The 16,649-nt window shown below is 70.5% G+C and carries 15 protein-coding genes; 6 read left to right on the top strand and 9 right to left on the bottom strand.

Features of this window, described 5'->3' with window-relative positions; translation table 11 throughout:
- Positions 1 to 115: 115 nt before the first annotated feature.
- The 5 genes from ABD333_RS42250 to ABD333_RS42230 form a co-directional block, all read right to left on the bottom strand.
- Positions 116 to 814, bottom strand: a complete 699-nt coding sequence (locus ABD333_RS42250) for a hypothetical protein (RefSeq protein WP_344548281.1) — start codon at positions 812 to 814, stop codon at positions 116 to 118.
- A gap of 752 nt (positions 815 to 1,566) precedes the next feature.
- Positions 1,567 to 2,001, bottom strand: a complete 435-nt coding sequence (gene tsaE, locus ABD333_RS42245) for a tRNA (adenosine(37)-N6)-threonylcarbamoyltransferase complex ATPase subunit type 1 TsaE (protein ID WP_344548390.1) — start codon at positions 1,999 to 2,001, stop codon at positions 1,567 to 1,569.
- A 38-nt stretch (positions 2,002 to 2,039) separates the two neighbouring features.
- Positions 2,040 to 3,122 carry an alpha/beta fold hydrolase gene (locus ABD333_RS42240; protein WP_344548280.1) on the bottom strand — a complete coding sequence of 361 codons (1,083 nt, stop codon included), beginning with the start codon at positions 3,120 to 3,122 and terminating at the stop codon, positions 2,040 to 2,042.
- Positions 3,123 to 3,171: 49 nt separating this feature from the next.
- Positions 3,172 to 4,317 carry an alanine racemase gene (gene alr / locus ABD333_RS42235; RefSeq protein ID WP_344548279.1) on the bottom strand — a complete coding sequence of 382 codons (1,146 nt, stop codon included), beginning with the start codon at positions 4,315 to 4,317 and terminating at the stop codon, positions 3,172 to 3,174.
- Positions 4,318 to 4,449: 132 nt separating this feature from the next.
- The gene (locus tag ABD333_RS42230) at positions 4,450 to 5,907 is read right to left on the bottom strand and encodes an NAD(P)H-hydrate dehydratase (protein WP_344548278.1); all 1,458 of its coding nucleotides are present in this window, start codon (positions 5,905 to 5,907) and stop codon (positions 4,450 to 4,452) included.
- 578 nt (positions 5,908 to 6,485) lie between these two features.
- On the opposite strand from ABD333_RS42230, the gene ABD333_RS42225 reads away from it, so the two are divergent.
- Positions 6,486 to 6,758, top strand: a complete 273-nt coding sequence (locus ABD333_RS42225) for a hypothetical protein (RefSeq protein ID WP_344548277.1) — start codon at positions 6,486 to 6,488, stop codon at positions 6,756 to 6,758.
- Positions 6,759 to 6,785: 27 nt separating this feature from the next.
- Here ABD333_RS42225 and ABD333_RS42220 read toward each other — a convergent pair whose 3' ends face one another.
- Positions 6,786 to 7,448 carry a hypothetical protein gene (locus ABD333_RS42220; protein ID WP_344548276.1) on the bottom strand — a complete coding sequence of 221 codons (663 nt, stop codon included), beginning with the start codon at positions 7,446 to 7,448 and terminating at the stop codon, positions 6,786 to 6,788.
- Positions 7,449 to 7,783: 335 nt separating this feature from the next.
- Between ABD333_RS42220 and ABD333_RS42215 the strand changes: the two genes are divergently transcribed.
- From ABD333_RS42215 to ABD333_RS42205, 3 genes are all read left to right on the top strand, one after another.
- Entirely contained in the window at positions 7,784 to 8,650 is an 867-nt protein-coding gene (locus tag ABD333_RS42215) for a helix-turn-helix domain-containing protein (RefSeq protein ID WP_344548275.1), read from the top strand.
- A 39-nt stretch (positions 8,651 to 8,689) separates the two neighbouring features.
- Positions 8,690 to 8,908, top strand: coding sequence for a DUF397 domain-containing protein (locus tag ABD333_RS42210; protein ID WP_344548274.1), 219 nt, complete (start codon positions 8,690 to 8,692; stop codon positions 8,906 to 8,908).
- Positions 8,909 to 9,070: 162 nt separating this feature from the next.
- Positions 9,071 to 9,292 (top strand): DUF397 domain-containing protein, encoded by a 222-nt coding sequence (locus ABD333_RS42205; protein ID WP_344548273.1) that lies wholly within the window; start codon positions 9,071 to 9,073, stop codon positions 9,290 to 9,292.
- Positions 9,293 to 9,402: 110 nt separating this feature from the next.
- Here ABD333_RS42205 and ABD333_RS42200 read toward each other — a convergent pair whose 3' ends face one another.
- The 3 genes from ABD333_RS42200 to glmS all read right to left on the bottom strand — a co-directional run bounded on the left by ABD333_RS42200 (position 9,403) and on the right by glmS (position 13,503).
- Positions 9,403 to 10,863 (bottom strand): alkaline phosphatase PhoX, encoded by a 1,461-nt coding sequence (locus tag ABD333_RS42200; RefSeq protein WP_344548272.1) that lies wholly within the window; start codon positions 10,861 to 10,863, stop codon positions 9,403 to 9,405.
- A gap of 119 nt (positions 10,864 to 10,982) precedes the next feature.
- The gene (locus ABD333_RS42195) at positions 10,983 to 11,642 is read right to left on the bottom strand and encodes an ATP-binding cassette domain-containing protein (RefSeq protein WP_344548271.1); all 660 of its coding nucleotides are present in this window, start codon (positions 11,640 to 11,642) and stop codon (positions 10,983 to 10,985) included.
- 16 nt (positions 11,643 to 11,658) lie between these two features.
- Positions 11,659 to 13,503, bottom strand: a complete 1,845-nt coding sequence (gene glmS / locus ABD333_RS42190; protein WP_344548269.1) for a glutamine--fructose-6-phosphate transaminase (isomerizing) — start codon at positions 13,501 to 13,503, stop codon at positions 11,659 to 11,661.
- Positions 13,504 to 13,692: 189 nt separating this feature from the next.
- Here glmS and coaA point away from each other — a divergent pair, with 189 nt between their 5' ends.
- Both coaA and ABD333_RS42180 read left to right on the top strand, forming a co-directional pair.
- The gene (coaA, locus tag ABD333_RS42185; protein WP_344548268.1) at positions 13,693 to 14,631 is read left to right on the top strand and encodes a type I pantothenate kinase; all 939 of its coding nucleotides are present in this window, start codon (positions 13,693 to 13,695) and stop codon (positions 14,629 to 14,631) included.
- A 251-nt stretch (positions 14,632 to 14,882) separates the two neighbouring features.
- The gene (locus ABD333_RS42180) at positions 14,883 to 16,598 is read left to right on the top strand and encodes an RNA polymerase sigma factor sigma-70 region 4 domain-containing protein (protein WP_344548267.1); all 1,716 of its coding nucleotides are present in this window, start codon (positions 14,883 to 14,885) and stop codon (positions 16,596 to 16,598) included.
- Positions 16,599 to 16,649: the final 51 nt, after the last annotated feature.

Here is a 16,649-nt window from a genome sequence, read left to right as displayed (position 1 = left end):
GCATCGCTTCGCGATCTTCGCTTGAAGCTTCGCCTGCGGCTCGCTTCAGCTCAGGTCACGCGTTCGCGTGCGGGGCTGGGGTCGCCGCGCCAGGACAATGGCGCCGGGCGGGCGTTCAGCCGGCGTCCAGACCCGTCACCGCACTCTTGGCGGCATCCAGGGCGCCGTCGATGGCGCCGGACGAACCGAGGGGTGAGCCCTTGTTGGAGCCCGAGTAGTGAACCGTCACCAGCACGTTGCCGACGCGGAGGTTGGCGATGGCCTCGCCCGACCCCTGGCCGTCGTCCACGCTGTAGACCACGTAGCCGTCGTCGCCGACGTCGGTGAGCCGGCGCTTCTCGGTCAGCTCCTGGCCCGCCAGCAGGGCCTTGCCGGACTCGTCGGCCTTGCGCTCGGTCTCGAACGAGGCGCGGGCGGCGTCGGTCGCGCTCTTGTCACCCGTCGCGGCGATCGCCCGCAGCTCCACGGTCAGCTGGCGCTTGCGGTCACCGGTGTAGGCGCCCCAGACGCATTGGTTCTGCCGGTCGTTGCTCTGGTAGTTGTCGGCCTGGGTGCGGTCGGCGTTGGGCGCGAGCCGGTCCGCCAGCTCGCCGCCGACCAGCTGGCACGCGTCGGGCACGAGCGACCGCTCGCCCTTGGTCAGCGGGGTGCTGTCGGACGCGCCACTGTTGGCGACCTCACCGCCGCTGTGCGTCCGTTCCCCCACCCCGAGCCCGCTCATGATCGCGAACGCGGCGAGCACGCAGGCCGCCGCACCGGCCACCACGCCCGCCAGAACGAAGACCCAGCGGCGGCTCGCGGGCCGCTCACGCACAATGCGATGGCTGCCACTACCCGACCGACGAGACCCGCTCTCACGCATCGGACGCGACCCGGTCCCCCGCATCGCCCCGGAGTCGGTCTGGCCGATACCGCCACCCGAACCAGTGCCATGGACACCGCCTGCGCCGGTGACCGGGACGCCACCCGGACCCGTGCCTTGGACGCCACCTGGGCCGATGACCGGGACGCCACCCGGACCCGTGCCTTGCACGCCACCCGAACCGGTGACCGGGACGCCACCCGGACCCGTGCCTTGCACGCCACCCGAACCGGGGCCGTAGACGCCGCTTGGGCCTATGGCCGGGAGGCCGCCTGGGCCGGTGCCTTGGGCGCCGCCCGCTCCGGTGACCGGGACGCCACCTGGACCTGTGCCGTGGACGCCACCCGGGGCCGTGCCGTGGACGCCGCCCGAGCCGGTGACCGGGGTGCCGCCTGCGCCTGTGTCGTGGACGCCACCCGAGCTGGGCGGGGGGCTGCCCGGAGCGGGGCTTTGGGGGGCGCCTGGGCTTGTGTCGCGCGTCGGGTGAGCGCCGCTTCCCGGGCGTGGGTCGATGCCGGCGTGGCGATAGGCCCCGCTGTCCGTGCCGTGATTCCCGTTGCGATGACTCCCACTCACCGGTCCCACTCCCACCCGAGGAATCTGCGCTATGTCGCGAAGGTGTGGTTCGTTCCGGCAAAGAGTACGACATGTAACCGTAAAGTTGCCCGGTTGCACTTACGGAAAATCGTCGGTGTTTCTCCCCATCAGCCCAGATCGTCCCGTAGATGGGCCCAGCGTTCGCCGACACCGGTGAGGTGCACCGACCGTTCCTCGGAGCCCTCGTCGTGCCCGCGAGAAATGATCACTTCTAGACGATCTTCGGTGAGGCCCTCGGCCAGTCCCTCGCCCCATTCCACGATCGTGACCGAATCCGCCACCGAGGCGTCCAGGTCGAGATCGTCGAGTTCGGCGAAACCGCCCAGCCGATAGGCGTCCACGTGCACCAGGGGCGGCCCGCCGCACAGCGAGGGATGCACCCTCGCGATCACGAACGTCGGCGAGGTGATCGGCCCGCGCACCTTGAGGCCCTCCCCGACGCCCTGCGTGAGCGTCGTCTTGCCGGCGCCCAGATCGCCGGTGAGCACGAGCAGGTCGCCGGCCCGGACCAGCCCGGCCAGCCGGAGCCCCAGCTCCCGCATGTCCGCGGCGGTGGGCACGGCCAGGGTCAACGGCTCGCTCACGCGGTGCGCTCCTCGCGTCGGGGCAGGACTCGTTCGATCAGGCGGCGCAGACCGCCCGTGACCACGCCGGGGTATTCGAGCGGCAGGACGTGGCCGGCGTCCCCGACCTCGACCAGCTCCGCGTCCGGGTGCAGCTCGGCGATGCGGCGGCCGTGCTCGGGCGGCGTCAGCCGGTCCTCGCCGCCGACCATGACGAGCGCGGGGACGGTCCCGATGGCCTCCAGCGCGGCCGACTTGTCATGGGAGATCAACGACGGGTAGAACTCCGCGATCACGTCGATCGGGGTGGTTCTGATCATTTGTTCGAGGAAGTCCACCACGGTCGGGCTGACGTACTTGTCGGCGAACGCCATCCGCCGGGTGACCATGAAGGCGATGTCCGCCCCGTACCCTCGTGCCCGGTCGACCAGCGCCGCGCTGCGGCCGAGGCCGCGCAGGGTCGACGGTGCCAGCGGGCGGAGCGCCTTGGCGAGCACCATCGGCAGGCCGAGCGTCAGCTCGGCGAGCTCGCCGGAGGAGGTGTTGACCAGCGCCACGGCCTTGACCTGGCTCCCGAACAGCTCCGGGTGGGCCGCGGCCAGCGCCATGATCGACATGCCGCCCATGGAGTGCCCGACGAGCACGACGGGCTCGTCCGGACGGATCGTCGCGCGCAGCACCGCGTGCAGGTCGGCGCCGGTCTGGTCGATCGTGGCGTGCGTGGGCTTGCTGCGCCCCGACCGGCCGTGGCTGCGCTGATCCCAGAAGACCATCCGCGGCTTGGTGCCCTTCGCCGCCAGATCGCGCCGCTGGTAGTGCCAGGAGTCCTGGTTGAGCGTGTAGCCATGGCAGAACACCACGGTCAGCGGCGCGTCGTCCGGGCCGTCGATCTCGACGTGGAGCGGCAGGCCGTCGTCGGCAAGGACCGTCAGCGGCCGGCCGCGTAGCTCCCCGAACGGCTCTCCCGCGTCCGGGTCGGGACGCAGCCGGACACGCCCGACCGCCAGCCGCCGCAGCCCGACCGCGGCCCCCACCCCGGCCGCGCCGATGCCCGCCACGGCACCGGCGATGCCCATCCTGCGCTTGTTCCTGCTCTTCATACCTGCCTTGCCCTGCCTTTCTGGAGGCGCCGCCCAGACGACCTCCCCATCAGGCCTTGCTCCGCTCCGGCGCCTCGCCGCCCTCGTACACCCTGGGCACGCGGAAGCCGATCCGGGTGACGATCTCATACGAGATCGTGCCGAGCGTGTCCGCCCACTCCTGGGCGGTCGGCTCACCCCGGTCTCCCGGGCCGAACAAGATGACCTCGTCCCCGGCGGACACGGTGTCGTCCCCCAGGTCGATGACGAACTGGTCCATGCACACCCGGCCCGCGATCCGGCGGCGGGCGCCGCCCGCGAAGACCTCCAGCACGTTGGAGCCGTGCCGCGGGATCCCGTCGCCGTACCCGGCCGGGACCAGCGCGAGGGTGGTCTCCCGGTCGGTGACGTACGTGTGGCCGTACGAGACGCCGCTGCCCGCCGGAACCCGTTTAACCGAGGCCGTGCTGGCGGTGAGCGTCATGGCGGGCCGCAACCCGAACGTGCCGAGCTCGGGCACCGGCGTCAGCCCGTACATGGCGATGCCGGGCCGCACGAGATCGAAGCGGGCCTCCGGCAACGTCAGGATGGCGGCCGAGTTGGACAGGTGCCGGACCTCCGGCCGGACCCCCGCCTTCTCGGCGTGCTCGACGAGGTCCTTGAAGACCCCGAGCTGGCTCGCCACCGAGGGATGCCCGGGTTCGTCGGCGCACGCGAGGTGCGAGTAGAGCCCCACGACCCGCAGATGCCCGGCGGCCTCGGCCTTGAGCGCGGCGTCCACGAGCGCGGCCCAGTCCGCCGGGGTCGACCCGCCGCGGCCCATCCCGGTGTCGGCCTTCAGCTGCACCCGCGCGGGCCTGCCGGCCCGTTCGGCCGCCGCCGCGATCTCCTCGACCAGCCAGGGCGTGCCCGCGGTCAGGTCGACGTCCAGCGCGATGGCCTCGTCGTACGGCTCACCCGGCACGCCGAGGCAGACCAGCGTCCGGACGTCGGTGACCCCGGCCCGGCGCAGGTCGAGCGCCTCAGCGAGCTTGGCGACGCCCAGCCAGGTGGCCCCGCCCGCGAGCGCCGCACGGGCGGCGGGCACCAGCCCGTGGCCGTACGCCTCCGCCTTGATCATGGCCATGACCTCGGTACCGCCGGCCCGCTCCCGCAGCAGCGAGACGTTGTGGCTGATGGCGGCGAGATCGATGCGCGCCTGCGCTGGACTCCTCATAGTCACCCAGTGTGCCGGTCCGCCGGCCGTGAATGGGCTGCGTTCCCCCGCTGCGCCACGCCCGACGGCACGCTCCCCGTGAACGCCCGTGGCGTTCCTCACCCATTTGGACGCGATCGCACCCCGCCGGGTTCACCCGGTGAGGCTGCGGAAGGCGTCGGGCAGGGCGTTGATGACCTCGAACGCGCTGATCGGCGCGTCGGAGGGCGTGTCGTCCGGGCCGGCCGAGGCGAGCCTCCCCGCCAGCCCGTGCAGGTAGGCCCCGGCCGCCGCGGCGTCCAGCGCCTGCGTCCCGCCGGCCAGCAGCGCCCCGATCAGTCCCGACAGCACGTCCCCGGTCCCGGCCGTGGCGAGCCGTGGCGTACCGGTCGGATTGACCCGTACCGGACGGTCCTCCTCGGCGATGAGCGTCGTCGATCCCTTCAGCAGCACGACCGCGGACAACTCCGCCGCCGCCCGCCGTACATGCTCCAGCCGCCGCGCCTCGATGGTCTCGCGGTCGGCGTCCAGCAGCCGGGCCAGTTCGCCGGCATGGGGCGTCAGAACGGTCGGGGCCTCCCGCCGCAGCAGATCCCTGCGCCGCGCCAGGATCGTCAACCCGTCCGCGTCCACCAGCACGGGCAGATCGGTACCGAGCACCGCCTCGACCAGCGCCTCCCCGTCCGAGCCGGTGCCGAGCCCCGGCCCCACGACCCAGGCCTGCACCCGCCCGACCCGCTCCAGCGCGTCCCGCCCGGGCTCGATCACCGTGGTGACGGCCTCGGGCCATCGATGCCTCACCAGCTCCACGGCATGCGGCACCGAAGCGAACCGGACCATCCCCGCGCCCCCGTGCACCGCCCCGCCCGTGCTGAGGACGGCCGCGCCGGTGAACTCGTCGCTCCCCGCCAGGACCCCGACCACGCCCCGCCGGTACTTGTCGGACTCCGGCCCGGGCTCAGGCGGCCGAACGTCCCCCGGCCAGGCCGCGACGACGTCCGGATCAGGCAGGTCCAGCCCGATGTCGACAAGCTCCACGACCCCGGAGTACGCCGCCCCCGGGTCGATCAGAAGCCCCGGCTTGTAGGTCCCGAACGTGACCGTCACATCCGCTCGTACGGCCACGCCCTCCACCCGTCCGCTACTGGCGTCGACCCCGCTCGGCACGTCACAGGCCACGACCACCCCGGCGGCCTCCGAGGCCCGCCGCGCCAGCGTCGCGTACGGCTCCCGCAGTCCCCCGGCCCCGCCGATCCCGGTCAGCCCGTCCACAACAAGATCGGCGTCCTCGATCCCGGCGTCCTCCGCCAGCCGCCCGCCCGCTCTCCGCAACGCGGCCAGCCCCTCCTCATGGATCTTCGAACCGGCCGCGACGGCGGTCACCCGGGCCCCCCGCCCGGCCAGCCGCGCCCCGGCATACAGGGCGTCGCCCCCGTTGGAACCGCCCCCCACCAGCAGGACGACGTCGGCCCCGTACACCTGCGGCAACAGCCCGGCACAGACGGCCGCCAGCCCGGCCGCCGCCCGCTGCATCAGCGTGCCCTCCGGCAACCGCGCCATCAGCGCCTGCTCAGCGGCCCGCACCTTGCCGACCTCGTGCGCGTACCTCATCCGAATTCCCCTTCACAACCGCCGTGGCGATCCCCCGTCACCACCCGCCCCACGATCACCTACCCACCCTGCCACGCCACGCCACAGCGGTTCAGGCCGCCGCCCACCGGCGGCCGGCCACCTGCCGGATCATTTCGATGGATTCACGAACGCCGAGACTCCGCTCGACCAGCCAATCGAAGTCGAATTCTCGACGGTATTCGCGCGCCACGATTTTATCCCTGAATATTGCTCGCTGTCCGACCCTCGGTGCGCATGGCCGTGTGATGCGTGACGTCGGTGCAATAAGGCGCGTTCGAGCAAAGTGTACGAGCTCAGACCGGCACCATGATCCACGCCTAGACAACAACCGCAGCTCGTCCTTCGGCAGCGCGGCGGCCTCCGACACCCGCTCCAGCAGTTGATTCGGTCGATTGGTCGGACGCTGTCGGCAAGCAGCATTGCACATTGCATCACTTTGATTGCAGCAATGGAATCAGGCTCACCGAACGAAAGAGCGGTCGAGCTCATCGCATTACTCACCTCGCCATTGCGACGGGCTGTGTCTTCCTTTTTGGACTCACGGTCGTCATCTCATCGTGGTTCCTGAAAACCCTGTCGGCCAGGCTCGAATTCGCTCCGCGATCGCCGTGACGGGTCCCCGGCAGACCGCCTACACCACACTGATCCTGGAACACCTCGTGATCGCCTGGGAGCTCAGCGCGATCTCTCGTCAGGGGCTGTACGCGAGCGCCACGTCCGAGATGCGTGCTGCCGTGGGCGCCATCGCTCTCGGTGTGGCGATCGGCGGCGCGGCGGCCGGTTTTCTCTTGAGAACACGCGGACACACGCACAATGACCGTAAGGTGTGAATCGCCGAAAAGCGTGGTTCGCGCGGCTCAGGCGGCGGTGTGGTCCAGGTCGGGGAACGTGTGGGGGTCTTCGGTTACCAGGTGGAGAGCTTCGGTGGGGACGTGGACCCAGCCTTGGCGGCGGCGGCCCGCCACTTTGACCCGGACGTCGGGCTGATAGGTCTCCGGAGAGATGCCGTCGTAGGCGTGCTTGACGATGGTCTGGTAGATCTCCTCGGAGACGACCAGGGCGAGCGGTGCCGGCACCGCTTCCAGGCACTTCTTGAGGGGCCTGGCGTCGAGGAGGCGGCAGGCCACGTCGAGGGCCTCGCCGAAGTAGCCGTAGGTGTCGCGGTGGATCTCGCCGGCGTGCACGACGGCGCGCAGGCGGAGGCCGCGGCGCGGCCGTTCGTCGGGCGGCAGGCTCAGGTTGTAGTCGACCAGCTGCCGGGCGAGCTCGGGGATGAGGCGGCTCAGCAGGTAGGTCTTGGGAACGCCGTCGTCGGGGTGGATCAGCGCGAGCACGCCGTCGCCGCGGTCCTCGAACGGGTCGCGCCGCCGCGGTCCGATGCCGGTGTGGGCCAGCGCCTGGTCCAGCATGCGGTAGACGTGGCCGCGCAGCTCGCCTTTGATCGGGTTGGTCCGGAGCGGGCTCGTCGAACGTTCCATGTCGACGGCCAGGATGCTCCGGTGCAGGGGGAGATTGTCCACCGGACCCCTCCATTCTCCGGCCGGTCGGCCGGCAACCTTCGAGGGAAGACCACATGGGTGTGATCTCGGATGACCCGGCGAGGCTCCGTTGCCTGGCGCCTTGGGCGCTCGATCAGGCTCGTGACCCGGCCGAACGCCAGTCGTGGTGGGCCGCATCCATGATCGGCCGCTTGCTTTGATTGTGAACATCCGTAGGTTGCTGTGCAAGTTACAGTGTGATGTACGGCGCCGAAGCCTCGCCGCCGTAGAAACATCGCCACCCGGCTTGCGTCGTCAGCCCCTTCCCGGGGCAGACTGCGCACATAGCAACCCGTTGGGCGGGAGAGGCCGCAGCCATGAGCGCATCCCCACGTCCTTCCGTCCGGCAGCGGCGCCTGGCGGCCGAACTGCGCAGGCTCCGCGAGGAGCGGCGGCTGACGGGAGACGACGTCGCCGCCGAGCTGTCGTGGAGCACGGCGAAGGTGTCCCGGATCGAGAACGCGCGCACCGGCGCCCGCATCTCCGACGTCCGCCGGCTCCTTCGCCTCTACCAGGTGAACGGCCCGCACCACGACGAGCTCATCGCGCTCGCCGAGGACGCGGCCGAGAAGGGCTGGTGGGAGGAGTACCGCGACCTGATCGGCGGTTATCCGGACTTCATCGCGATGGAGGCCGAGGCCAACGCGATCAGGCAGTGGGAGACCCACACGATGCCCGGGCTGCTGCAGACCGAGGAGTACGCCCGCGAGGTCATCTCCGGCTGGAACGCCATCGCCACCATTCCGCCCCGTGAGATCGAGCGCCGGATCGAGGTCCGGATGCGCCGCCAGGAGATCCTGCGGCAGTCCCCGCGCCCCGCCGAACTGTCGGTGGTCATCGACGAATCGGTGCTCCGACGGCGGGTCGGCAACACATCGGTAATGCGGGGCCAAATTGAACACCTGCTCGCCATCACGGAACTCGACAATGTACGCCTTCGGGTGCTCCCCCTGGAAGGCGCCCATCCGGTGATGGAGGGTTCTTTCATACTCCTTGAATTCGCGCCTGTACACGACGTGATCTTTCCGGATGTCGTGCACACCGAGAGCCTGGCGGTGAGCCATTTCGAGGACGAGATGACGACGCACATGTATCGTCTCGCCTACCAGGCTCTTTGCGACTCCGCCTTGGACCATGCGGATTCCAAACGGTTCATTGCGGCGTCACTCGGGCTCTGGCGATAAGAAATCTCTCGCCAACCTATCTGACCCAAAGGACGTCCAGTGACCTCCGCTGAAAACGATCCGATCTCCTGGCGGAAGGGCAGCCGCTGCGCTGCCAACGGCACCTGCGTGGAAATCGCCGGCGCCTATGCCCCAGGAACCATCGCCGCGCGCGACGCCAAGCGCGGTGAGGCCGGCCCGGTGTTGCTCTTCTCATCCGGGGAATGGCGTACGTTCACCGATCGGATCAAGAGCGGGGAGCTCGACCTGTCGCGCTGACACCCGCCCGCGAACGACGGGGCGCCGCCGGAGAAGACTTCCGGCGGCGCCCCGTCGCCGTACATTGGCCACCTCTGTCCAGGTGATCTTCGCGGGCATGGGGTACAACATGGTGTGGCAACGGCGCCGGTTACCTCCCAACCATGCTCCGAAGGAGGTGGGATGCGGCCCGACTCGACATCCCCGATCCACTGGCGGACGAGCGCGCACAGCGTGGCGAACGGCACCTGCGTGGAGATCGCCCGGCTGGCCGGTCCGATCGGCCCGGCGATCGGGGTACGCGACAGCACGCACGGTGGGAACGGTCCGATGCTGACCTTCCACCCCACCGAATGGAGGGCGTTCACCGCCCGAGCGAGGGCAGGCGGGTTCGACCTGGCCTGACCGAATGACCCCGACCTGAGGGAAGGGTGCCGACCAGGCGCGTGGTCGGCACCGCTTCGTTTTCCGGGACGGCCCGACGTTCGGAGGCCGGTGGCCTCGCGGCCGGGAGATCAGAACGGGCCGTGGTGCCAGGGGCCCCAGATCGCGAAGGTCATCCCGGCCTTCGACTGGATGTTGACGAAGAGGGTCCTGCCGTCCGGGGCGAACGTGGAGCCGGCGAACTCGGCGCCCGGGTCCGCCGCGACGGGCTCCAGGCGTCCGAAGTCGAAGAGGTTTCCGCGTAGCGTGAGGCCGCGCAGGAGGTTGTCGCCGTCGCCGTCCTCGCAGAGGACGAGGGTGCCGCGCCTGCTGTGGGTGATGTTGTCGGGCAGGTCGAGCCAGGTGGCGCCGGGCGACTCCACGACGAGGCGGAGCCTGCCGCTGCGCGTGTCGTACGCCCAGATCTGGCCACGGCCGTCACCGAAGCCGTCCGGCGGCGGCTGCGTGACCGGCGCGCCGCCCTGGGTGGAGACGAAGTAGACGACGCCGTGGTCATAGACGGCGCCCTCCAGCCGGGAGAAGAGCGCGCCGCCGCCGGCGCGGCCCTGCTTGCCGACCGCCTGGATCGCCTCGTCGTTGCCCGGCTTGCCGGTGAACGTCGGGTCCGGGTCGTCGATGTCGACCCACGTCGTCTCGTACACCGCGTTCCTTGGCTGGCCCAGCGACAGGTCGGCGCCGGGGCGGCCCTTCACCGCGAGCATCTGGAGGCGTCCGCCGTCGAGGAGCCGGCCGGTGCGGAGGGGGTTCTTCGGCGGCAGGTAGCGGTAGAAGCCCGACGGGAAGTTGAAGTTGTCCTCGGTCAGGTAGATGGCGCCCGTTCGCGGGTCGCAGACGGCCGCCTCGTGCGCGAAGCGGCCCGCGTTGCGGATCGGGCGCGGCGCCACCCGGCCGCCGGTCGGGACCTCGAAGAGGTAGCCGTGCTTCTCCTTGAGCTTGCTGTTGTCGCCGCCGGAGAAGTCGTTGCCCACGTCGGGGCCGTTGACGGTCTCCTCGCAGGTGACCCAGCTGCCCCAGGGCATCGGGCCACCGGAGCAGTTCATCTGGGTGCCGCTCAGGCTGACGCGGGAGTCCAGCAGCTCGCCGTACGGCGTGACGTGCAGCGTGCAGGTGCCGCCGCCGGCGGCGGGGTCGTAGGCCTTGGCGGGGTCGCCGAACGCGCCGACCGGCCCGTTCACCTCGTGGTTGCGGACCAGGATCACCGAGCCGCGGCGGCCCCGGAAGGCCGCCATGCCGTCGTGCTTGCCGGGGGTCACGGTGCCGTCGGCGAGCTTGGAGCCCGCCGGGTTGAACGAGCGGTAACGAAACCCTCGCGGCAGGTGCAGCCGGACTTCGCCGTCACGCACGTCTGGTACCGGGCGGAGCGGTCCATAACCACGACCGCGCGGGGCGGCGCCGCCGTCACCGGTCTGGGCGGCGTGCGCGAGAACGCCTTGGAACGGTCCCGCCGTCAGCGCGGCTCCGGCGGCCACGGTCGCTCCACCGGCCAGGAAATGACGCCGTTCCATCCCGGACTTCCCTTCGTCAGTCAACATTCTCCGGGAATTTACCGATCATTCACCAGCTGAAACAGCCCGCGAACGGCCGCGTCATCCGATTGTGATCACGCCGTGAGGTGCGAGGACACTCTGATCAGACGCCTGCGGCGCCGCCGTCAGGCGACCCGGATGCCTTCCGGAAGGCGCCGCGCGGGGGTGCGCAGCCTCCGCGCGCTCACCCACAGCGCGCCGCCCGCCAACATCAGGTTGAAGCCCAGCCGGTACGGCCAGACCGGCCCCACGGTTTCGTCGTCGCGGTTGATTCCGGCGCGCGCCTCCCGTACCGACCGGCCGATGTCGCCGAGCGGATCGGCGCTCTCGGACCCGTAATCGATCCTGCCGTTGCCGCGTTCGGGCAACCAGCAACGCCCGGACGCGGCGCGGCTTCTCGTCCTTCGGCAGCCGTAGGCGTCGGCGAAGAACGCCAGGTACTCGTCGACCGTGAGCTGGTCGTACACTTCGAACGTGTCGGGCATCCAGCCGAGCGCCGACCGCGCTCGTCCGGGATGCGTGCCGAGGTCGTGGCCCGCCACGCTGATGCGGCCCGCGTCCGGGGCCAGCAGCGTCGCCAGGATGAGCACCAGCGTGGTCTTGCCCGCTCCATTGGCCCCAACGAGCGCGGTCACCTGCCCGTACGGAACGGTCAGATCGAGCCCGCGCAGGGCCGGCACGGCCCCGAAGGCGCGGAACACGCCGCGCGCCTCGATCCCGTGCTCTCCTCCAGCCGAATCTCTCGGCTCGACCCATGCCGCGGCGGTCAGGTGCTGCCGCGGCACGGGGCGGTTTCGGCCGTTATTCGACCGTGACGGACTTGGCCAGGTTGCGGGGCTGGTCGACGTCGTGGCCCTTGGCGGTGGCGAGCTCGCAGGCGAAGACCTGGAGCGGGACGGTCGTCACCAGGGGCTGGAGCAGGGTCGGCACGGCGGGCACGCTGATCAGGGTGTCGGCGTACTGGTCCACCGAGTGATCGCCCTCCTCGGCGATCACGATGGTCCGGGCACCGCGGGCACGGATCTCCTGGATATTGGAGACGATCTTGTCGTGCAGCACGTCCCGGGCGCGCGGCGGCACCACCACGATCACCGGCAGGCCCTCCTCGATCAGCGCGATCGGGCCGTGCTTGAGCTCGCCCGCGGCGAACCCCTCGGCGTGCATGTAGGCCAGTTCCTTGAGCTTCAGCGCGCCCTCCAGCGCGACCGGGAAGCCCACGTGGCGGCCCAGGAACAGCACGCTCCGCTCGCCGGCCAGCGACCGGGCCAGCGCGCGCACCGGCTCCATGGTCTCCAGGACCTTCTCCACCTTCTCCGGCATCCGCTCCAGAAGCTGGATCATGGCGAAGACCTCGTCGCCCCACTTGGTGCCGCGCACCTGCGCGAGATACAGCGCGATCAGGTAGACGGCCACGAGCTGGGTCAGGAACGCCTTGGTGGAGGCGACCGCGATCTCGGGACCGGCGTGCGTGTAGAGGACACCGTCGCACTCGCGCGGCAGCGTCGAGCCGTTCACGTTGCAGATGCCCAGCAGCTTGGCGCGCTGCTCGCGGGCGTGCCGGACGGCCATGAGCGCGTCCATCGTCTCGCCGGACTGCGAGATCGCGATGACCAGCGTGGTCCGGCTGAGGATCGGGTCCCGGTAGCGGAACTCGCTGGCGAGCTCCACCTCGCAGGGCAGCCCGGCCCAGTGCTCGATGGCGTACTTGGCGATCAGGCCGGCGTGGTACGAGGTACCGCAGGCCACGATGATGATCTTGTCGACCTCGCGCAGCTCCTGGTCGGTGATGCGCATCTCGTCGAGGGAGAGCCGGCCGTCGGCGCCGATGCGGCCGAGCAGGGTGTCGGCGACCGCGCGGGGCTGCTCGGCGATCTCCTTGAGCATGAAGTAGTCGTAGCCGCCCTTCTCGGCGGCCGACACGTCCCAGTCGACGTGGTACTCGTTCACCTCGGCGGGCTTGCCGTCGAAGTCGGTGACCGTCACGCCGTCCCGCCGCAGCTCCACGACCTGGTCCTGGCCCAGCTCCATGGCGTCGCGGGTGTGGGCGATGAACGCGGCGACGTCGCTGGCGAGGAAGTTCTCGCCGTCGCCGAGGCCGACGACCAGCGGCGAGTTGCGGCGCGCGCCCACCACCACGTCCGGGTCGGCGGCGTGCACCGCGACCAGCGTGAAGGCGCCCTCCAGGCGGCGGCACACCCGGCGCATCGCCTCGGCGAGGGCGATGCCGTCCTTCAGCTCCTCCTCCAGGAGGTGCGCGACGGTCTCGGTGTCGGTGTCGGAGACGAGCGTGTGGCCGCGTTCCTCCAGCTCACCGCGGAGCTTGGCGAAGTTCTCGATGATCCCGTTGTGGATCACCGCGACCGAGCCCGAGCAGTCGGCGTGCGGATGCGCGTTGCGGTCGTTGGGCGGCCCGTGGGTGGCCCACCGGGTGTGCCCCATCCCGAGCGTGCCCTCCGCTGGAGGCTCCTCCTCCAGCAGGTTGCGCAGGTTGACGAGCTTGCCCGCGCGTTTGGCCGTCGACAGCCTCCCCTCGGAGACCAGAGCGACCCCCGCCGAGTCATAGCCGCGGTACTCCAGCCGCGCCAGTCCCTCGATCACGACCTCGACGGCCTGCTTCGAGCCCACGTACCCCACGATTCCGCACATGGCGGCAAGCCTATTCGGTGTCTGCCCCGCACGCGCGCGCTGGCCACCAGCGGCAACGTCGCGCCGCGCCGCCGGCACGGCTACGCCCACCTGCCCGCACGAGATACGGAGCGGCCCCTATAGCGTGGACGGTCAGCAGAAACCAAACGTCCACCTGATCCCAAGAGACCCGGTGGTTACTGTTCAGTCATGACGAGCGGATGGGACAGCGTGCCGAGCCCCTATGTGGAACTCTCGCGAGAGGCTTGGCGGGGGCTGCGTGAGAACACGCCGCTGCCCCTCACGCCCGGCGAGCTGGACGCCCTGCGGGGGCTGAAGGACCCGATCGACATCACCGAGGTCGAGGAGGTCTACCTGCCGCTCTCGCGGCTTCTCAACCTCTTCTTCCTGTCCGACGGCGGCCTGCGCGACACCGTCAGCGGGTTCCTCGGCGAGCCGGTCCAGCCGACCCCGTTCATCATCGGCGTGGCGGGCAGCGTCGCGGTGGGCAAGTCGACGACCTCACGGCTGTTGCGGACGCTGCTGGCGCGCTGGCCCGAGCACCCGAGCGTGGAGCTCGTCACGACCGACAGCTTCCTGCATCCGAACGCCGTGCTGGCCGAACGCGGGATCATGGACCGCAAGGGCTTCCCCGAGTCCTACGACCGGCGCGCCCTGGTCCGTTTCGTCTCCTCGATCAAGGCGGGCGCCGAGGAGGTGTCGATCCCGATCTACTCCCATCTGGAGTACGACATCGTGCCCGGCGCCCGGCAGACCGTGCGCCGTCCGGACATCCTCATCGTCGAGGGCCTCAACGTGCTGCAGGCCCCGCCCGCCGGATCGCTCGGCGTGTCCGACTTCTTCGACTTCTCGATCTACGTCGACGCGCGGGTCGAGGACATCCGGCAGTGGTACGTGGAGCGCCTGTTCGCCCTGCGCCGCACCGCGTTCACCGATCCCCGCTCCTACTTCCACAAGTACGCGCAGCTGGACGAGGACGAGGCCGCCGCGTTCGCCCAGCGTGTCTGGCGCGACATCAACGAGATCAACCTGGTCTCCAACATCCTGCCGACCAGGGCCCGCGCCACCCTCGTACTCCACAAGGGCCGCGACCACGCCGTGGAACGCATCCGCCTACGCCGCATCTGACGGCCGTAGCACACCAGAGGACCCGTTTCCCCAATAGAAAAGCTGCGCTTCCCGCCATCCCGCAGCCCCCACCCACCACCCTTTCTATGGACAAGCTCCGCTTGCCGCCATCCCGCAGCCCCCACCCACCACCCTTTCTATGGACAAGCTCCGCTTCCCGCTATCTGGGCGTTATCTGCCGCGTTCACAATCAGAGGCAGATTTCGCGCACGCGGGGAGGTGGTCCGGTGCGATCAGCCAACCGTGTGACGATGAGACGCCGCTATGCCGATCTCGTAAGGCTGGCGTACCTGGCACTCGACGACGGCACCGCCCCGCCCGAAACCGTGCTCGCGGCCGCCCGCCGCACCGTACGGCAGGCCGCGCGGGCGGGCGGGGGCTCCGCCTACCCCAACCTGCGCCACCGCCTAGCCCTCGAACTCCTGAAACAGCCGTCCCATCATCGGCGGCCGTGGCTCCGGCGGCTGTTCTTCGAGCCCGCGTCCTCCACGCCCACTCCCCTCCGCAAGACCCTCCAGCGTTCGTCACCCCACGAGCGGCTGGTGTACCTGCTCTCCCGCCTCGAAGGCCTGACCTCTCCCGAAGTGGCCGCCGAGCTGGGCGAACACCTCATGCTGAACGCCTGGGACATCGACCGCACCCGCGCCGACGTCGATGAGCGGACCGACCTCGACCCGGCCGCCCAGCAGGCCGAACTCCAGGCCTTCGACCCCACCCTCGTACGCCTGCGGCCCCCGCCGTCCCTGCCCATGACGGCCCGGATCGCGCTCGTCCTCGCGGCCGTCGTGCTCATCGCCGCCGCGTCCACCTCGTACGAGCGCTGGCGGAACGCCGGCCGTCCGGGCGATCCCCTCATGGTCGGCGATGATCGTTGGAACCGGCACCAGGTGCCCAGCCTGTACGACTGGCCCACCCAGGGAGAGCTGCGCGACGACCGTGCCCTGCTGCGCCGTGCCGCCTCGGCCTGGCGCGACGACCGCCGCGATCCGCCGCTCGGGCGGGTCTCGGTCATGTACGCGGGCACCGTGGACGAGGTGACCATCGTCGTGATGCACGACATGCCGGGCACCCGGGACTCCCCGATGGTGGCCCAGTACTTCGAACGCCAGCTGTCCCGGGGCGTCGAGTCGATCCGCCGGCTGGGCAACGACTCCGGGCAGCTGATCATGCTGGGCACCACCTGGCGCTATCTCGTCCCGCCCTGGCTCAGTGATCTCTCGGTGGCGCTCCCCAAGGCGTCCGCTCCCACCTGGCATCCGCTCGCCGTGCGGAACGGCGTGAGCGATCCGCTGCACTGGCGATGGTTCGATCCCGACTGCCAGTCGTTCGTCGTCTTCCGCATGCGCCACAAGGGCTCTGGCTCGATCACGCAGTTCGCCAGCCACAACCCCGAGTTCGCCACTCCGCTGATCTGGTTTCGCGATGCCGATTCGCGCCGTGACGACACCGGGTTCACCGGCGACAGGGCCCAGTGGACCGCGATCCACGCGCTGTCCTGCGGCGCCGGGATCGCTCTGGCCGACACCGGGGACCTGCGGATCGGCCGCCTGTGGTCGGGTTCCCTGCCCGACAAGGGCGGCCACGCCTCCCTGATCTCGATCGACGCCTCCGTCCCGTGGGGCACGCCGGGCATGACCGCGCTGCTCTCCGACGACGGCCGCCTGATCGCCGGGCGGGGCACCACCAACGGCGACTACTCCGCCTCGACCGACACCATCGCGGGCGCCGTCTGGTGGCGCTCCCGGGAACGCTGGCATCTGCTGGCCACCGGCGCCTCCGGCGTCGCGAGTCTCAAGATGGTCGGCGAGCTGGGCAACCGCGAGGCCCGCCGCAAGGGTCAGAGCACCGTGCTCCTCGTGCCGGGCCCGCCGGCCCGCGGCGGGTATCCGCAGCCCGCTCGTCTCCCGGTGGTCCAGATCGTCGTGTACGAACCGGACGGCGACCACACGGTCATCAGCCCGAGCTGAACGTCCTGAACGGACGGCCGTCGCGGTGAAGCCGCACGCGGCGGGGTCTGA

The sequence above is a fragment of the Actinomadura fulvescens genome, assembly GCF_039533225.1.
In the GTDB taxonomy this organism is placed as follows: domain Bacteria; phylum Actinomycetota; class Actinomycetes; order Streptosporangiales; family Streptosporangiaceae; genus Spirillospora; species Spirillospora fulvescens.
Note: the sequence above shows the minus strand (reverse complement) of the source record. Positions and strands in the feature narration are given on the sequence as shown.

Bases quoted from the DNA above. Each gene is read 5' to 3' on its own strand.
- tsaE (WP_344548390.1), bottom strand. From the start codon at position 2,001: ATGCGGGAGCTGGGGCTCCGGCTGGCCGGGCTGGTCCGGGCCGGCGAC.
- ABD333_RS42240 (WP_344548280.1), bottom strand. From the start codon at position 3,122: ATGAAGAGCAGGAACAAGCGCAGGATGGGCATCGCCGGTGCCGTGGCG.
- alr (WP_344548279.1), bottom strand. From the start codon at position 4,317: ATGAGGAGTCCAGCGCAGGCGCGCATCGATCTCGCCGCCATCAGCCAC.
- ABD333_RS42230 (WP_344548278.1), bottom strand. From the start codon at position 5,907: ATGAGGTACGCGCACGAGGTCGGCAAGGTGCGGGCCGCTGAGCAGGCG.
- ABD333_RS42215 (WP_344548275.1), top strand. From the start codon at position 7,784: ATGAGCGCATCCCCACGTCCTTCCGTCCGGCAGCGGCGCCTGGCGGCC.
- ABD333_RS42205 (WP_344548273.1), top strand. From the start codon at position 9,071: ATGCGGCCCGACTCGACATCCCCGATCCACTGGCGGACGAGCGCGCAC.
- ABD333_RS42200 (WP_344548272.1), bottom strand. From the start codon at position 10,863: ATGTTGACTGACGAAGGGAAGTCCGGGATGGAACGGCGTCATTTCCTG.
- glmS (WP_344548269.1), bottom strand. From the start codon at position 13,503: ATGTGCGGAATCGTGGGGTACGTGGGCTCGAAGCAGGCCGTCGAGGTC.
- coaA (WP_344548268.1), top strand. From the start codon at position 13,693: ATGACGAGCGGATGGGACAGCGTGCCGAGCCCCTATGTGGAACTCTCG.
- ABD333_RS42180 (WP_344548267.1), top strand. From the start codon at position 14,883: ATGAGACGCCGCTATGCCGATCTCGTAAGGCTGGCGTACCTGGCACTC.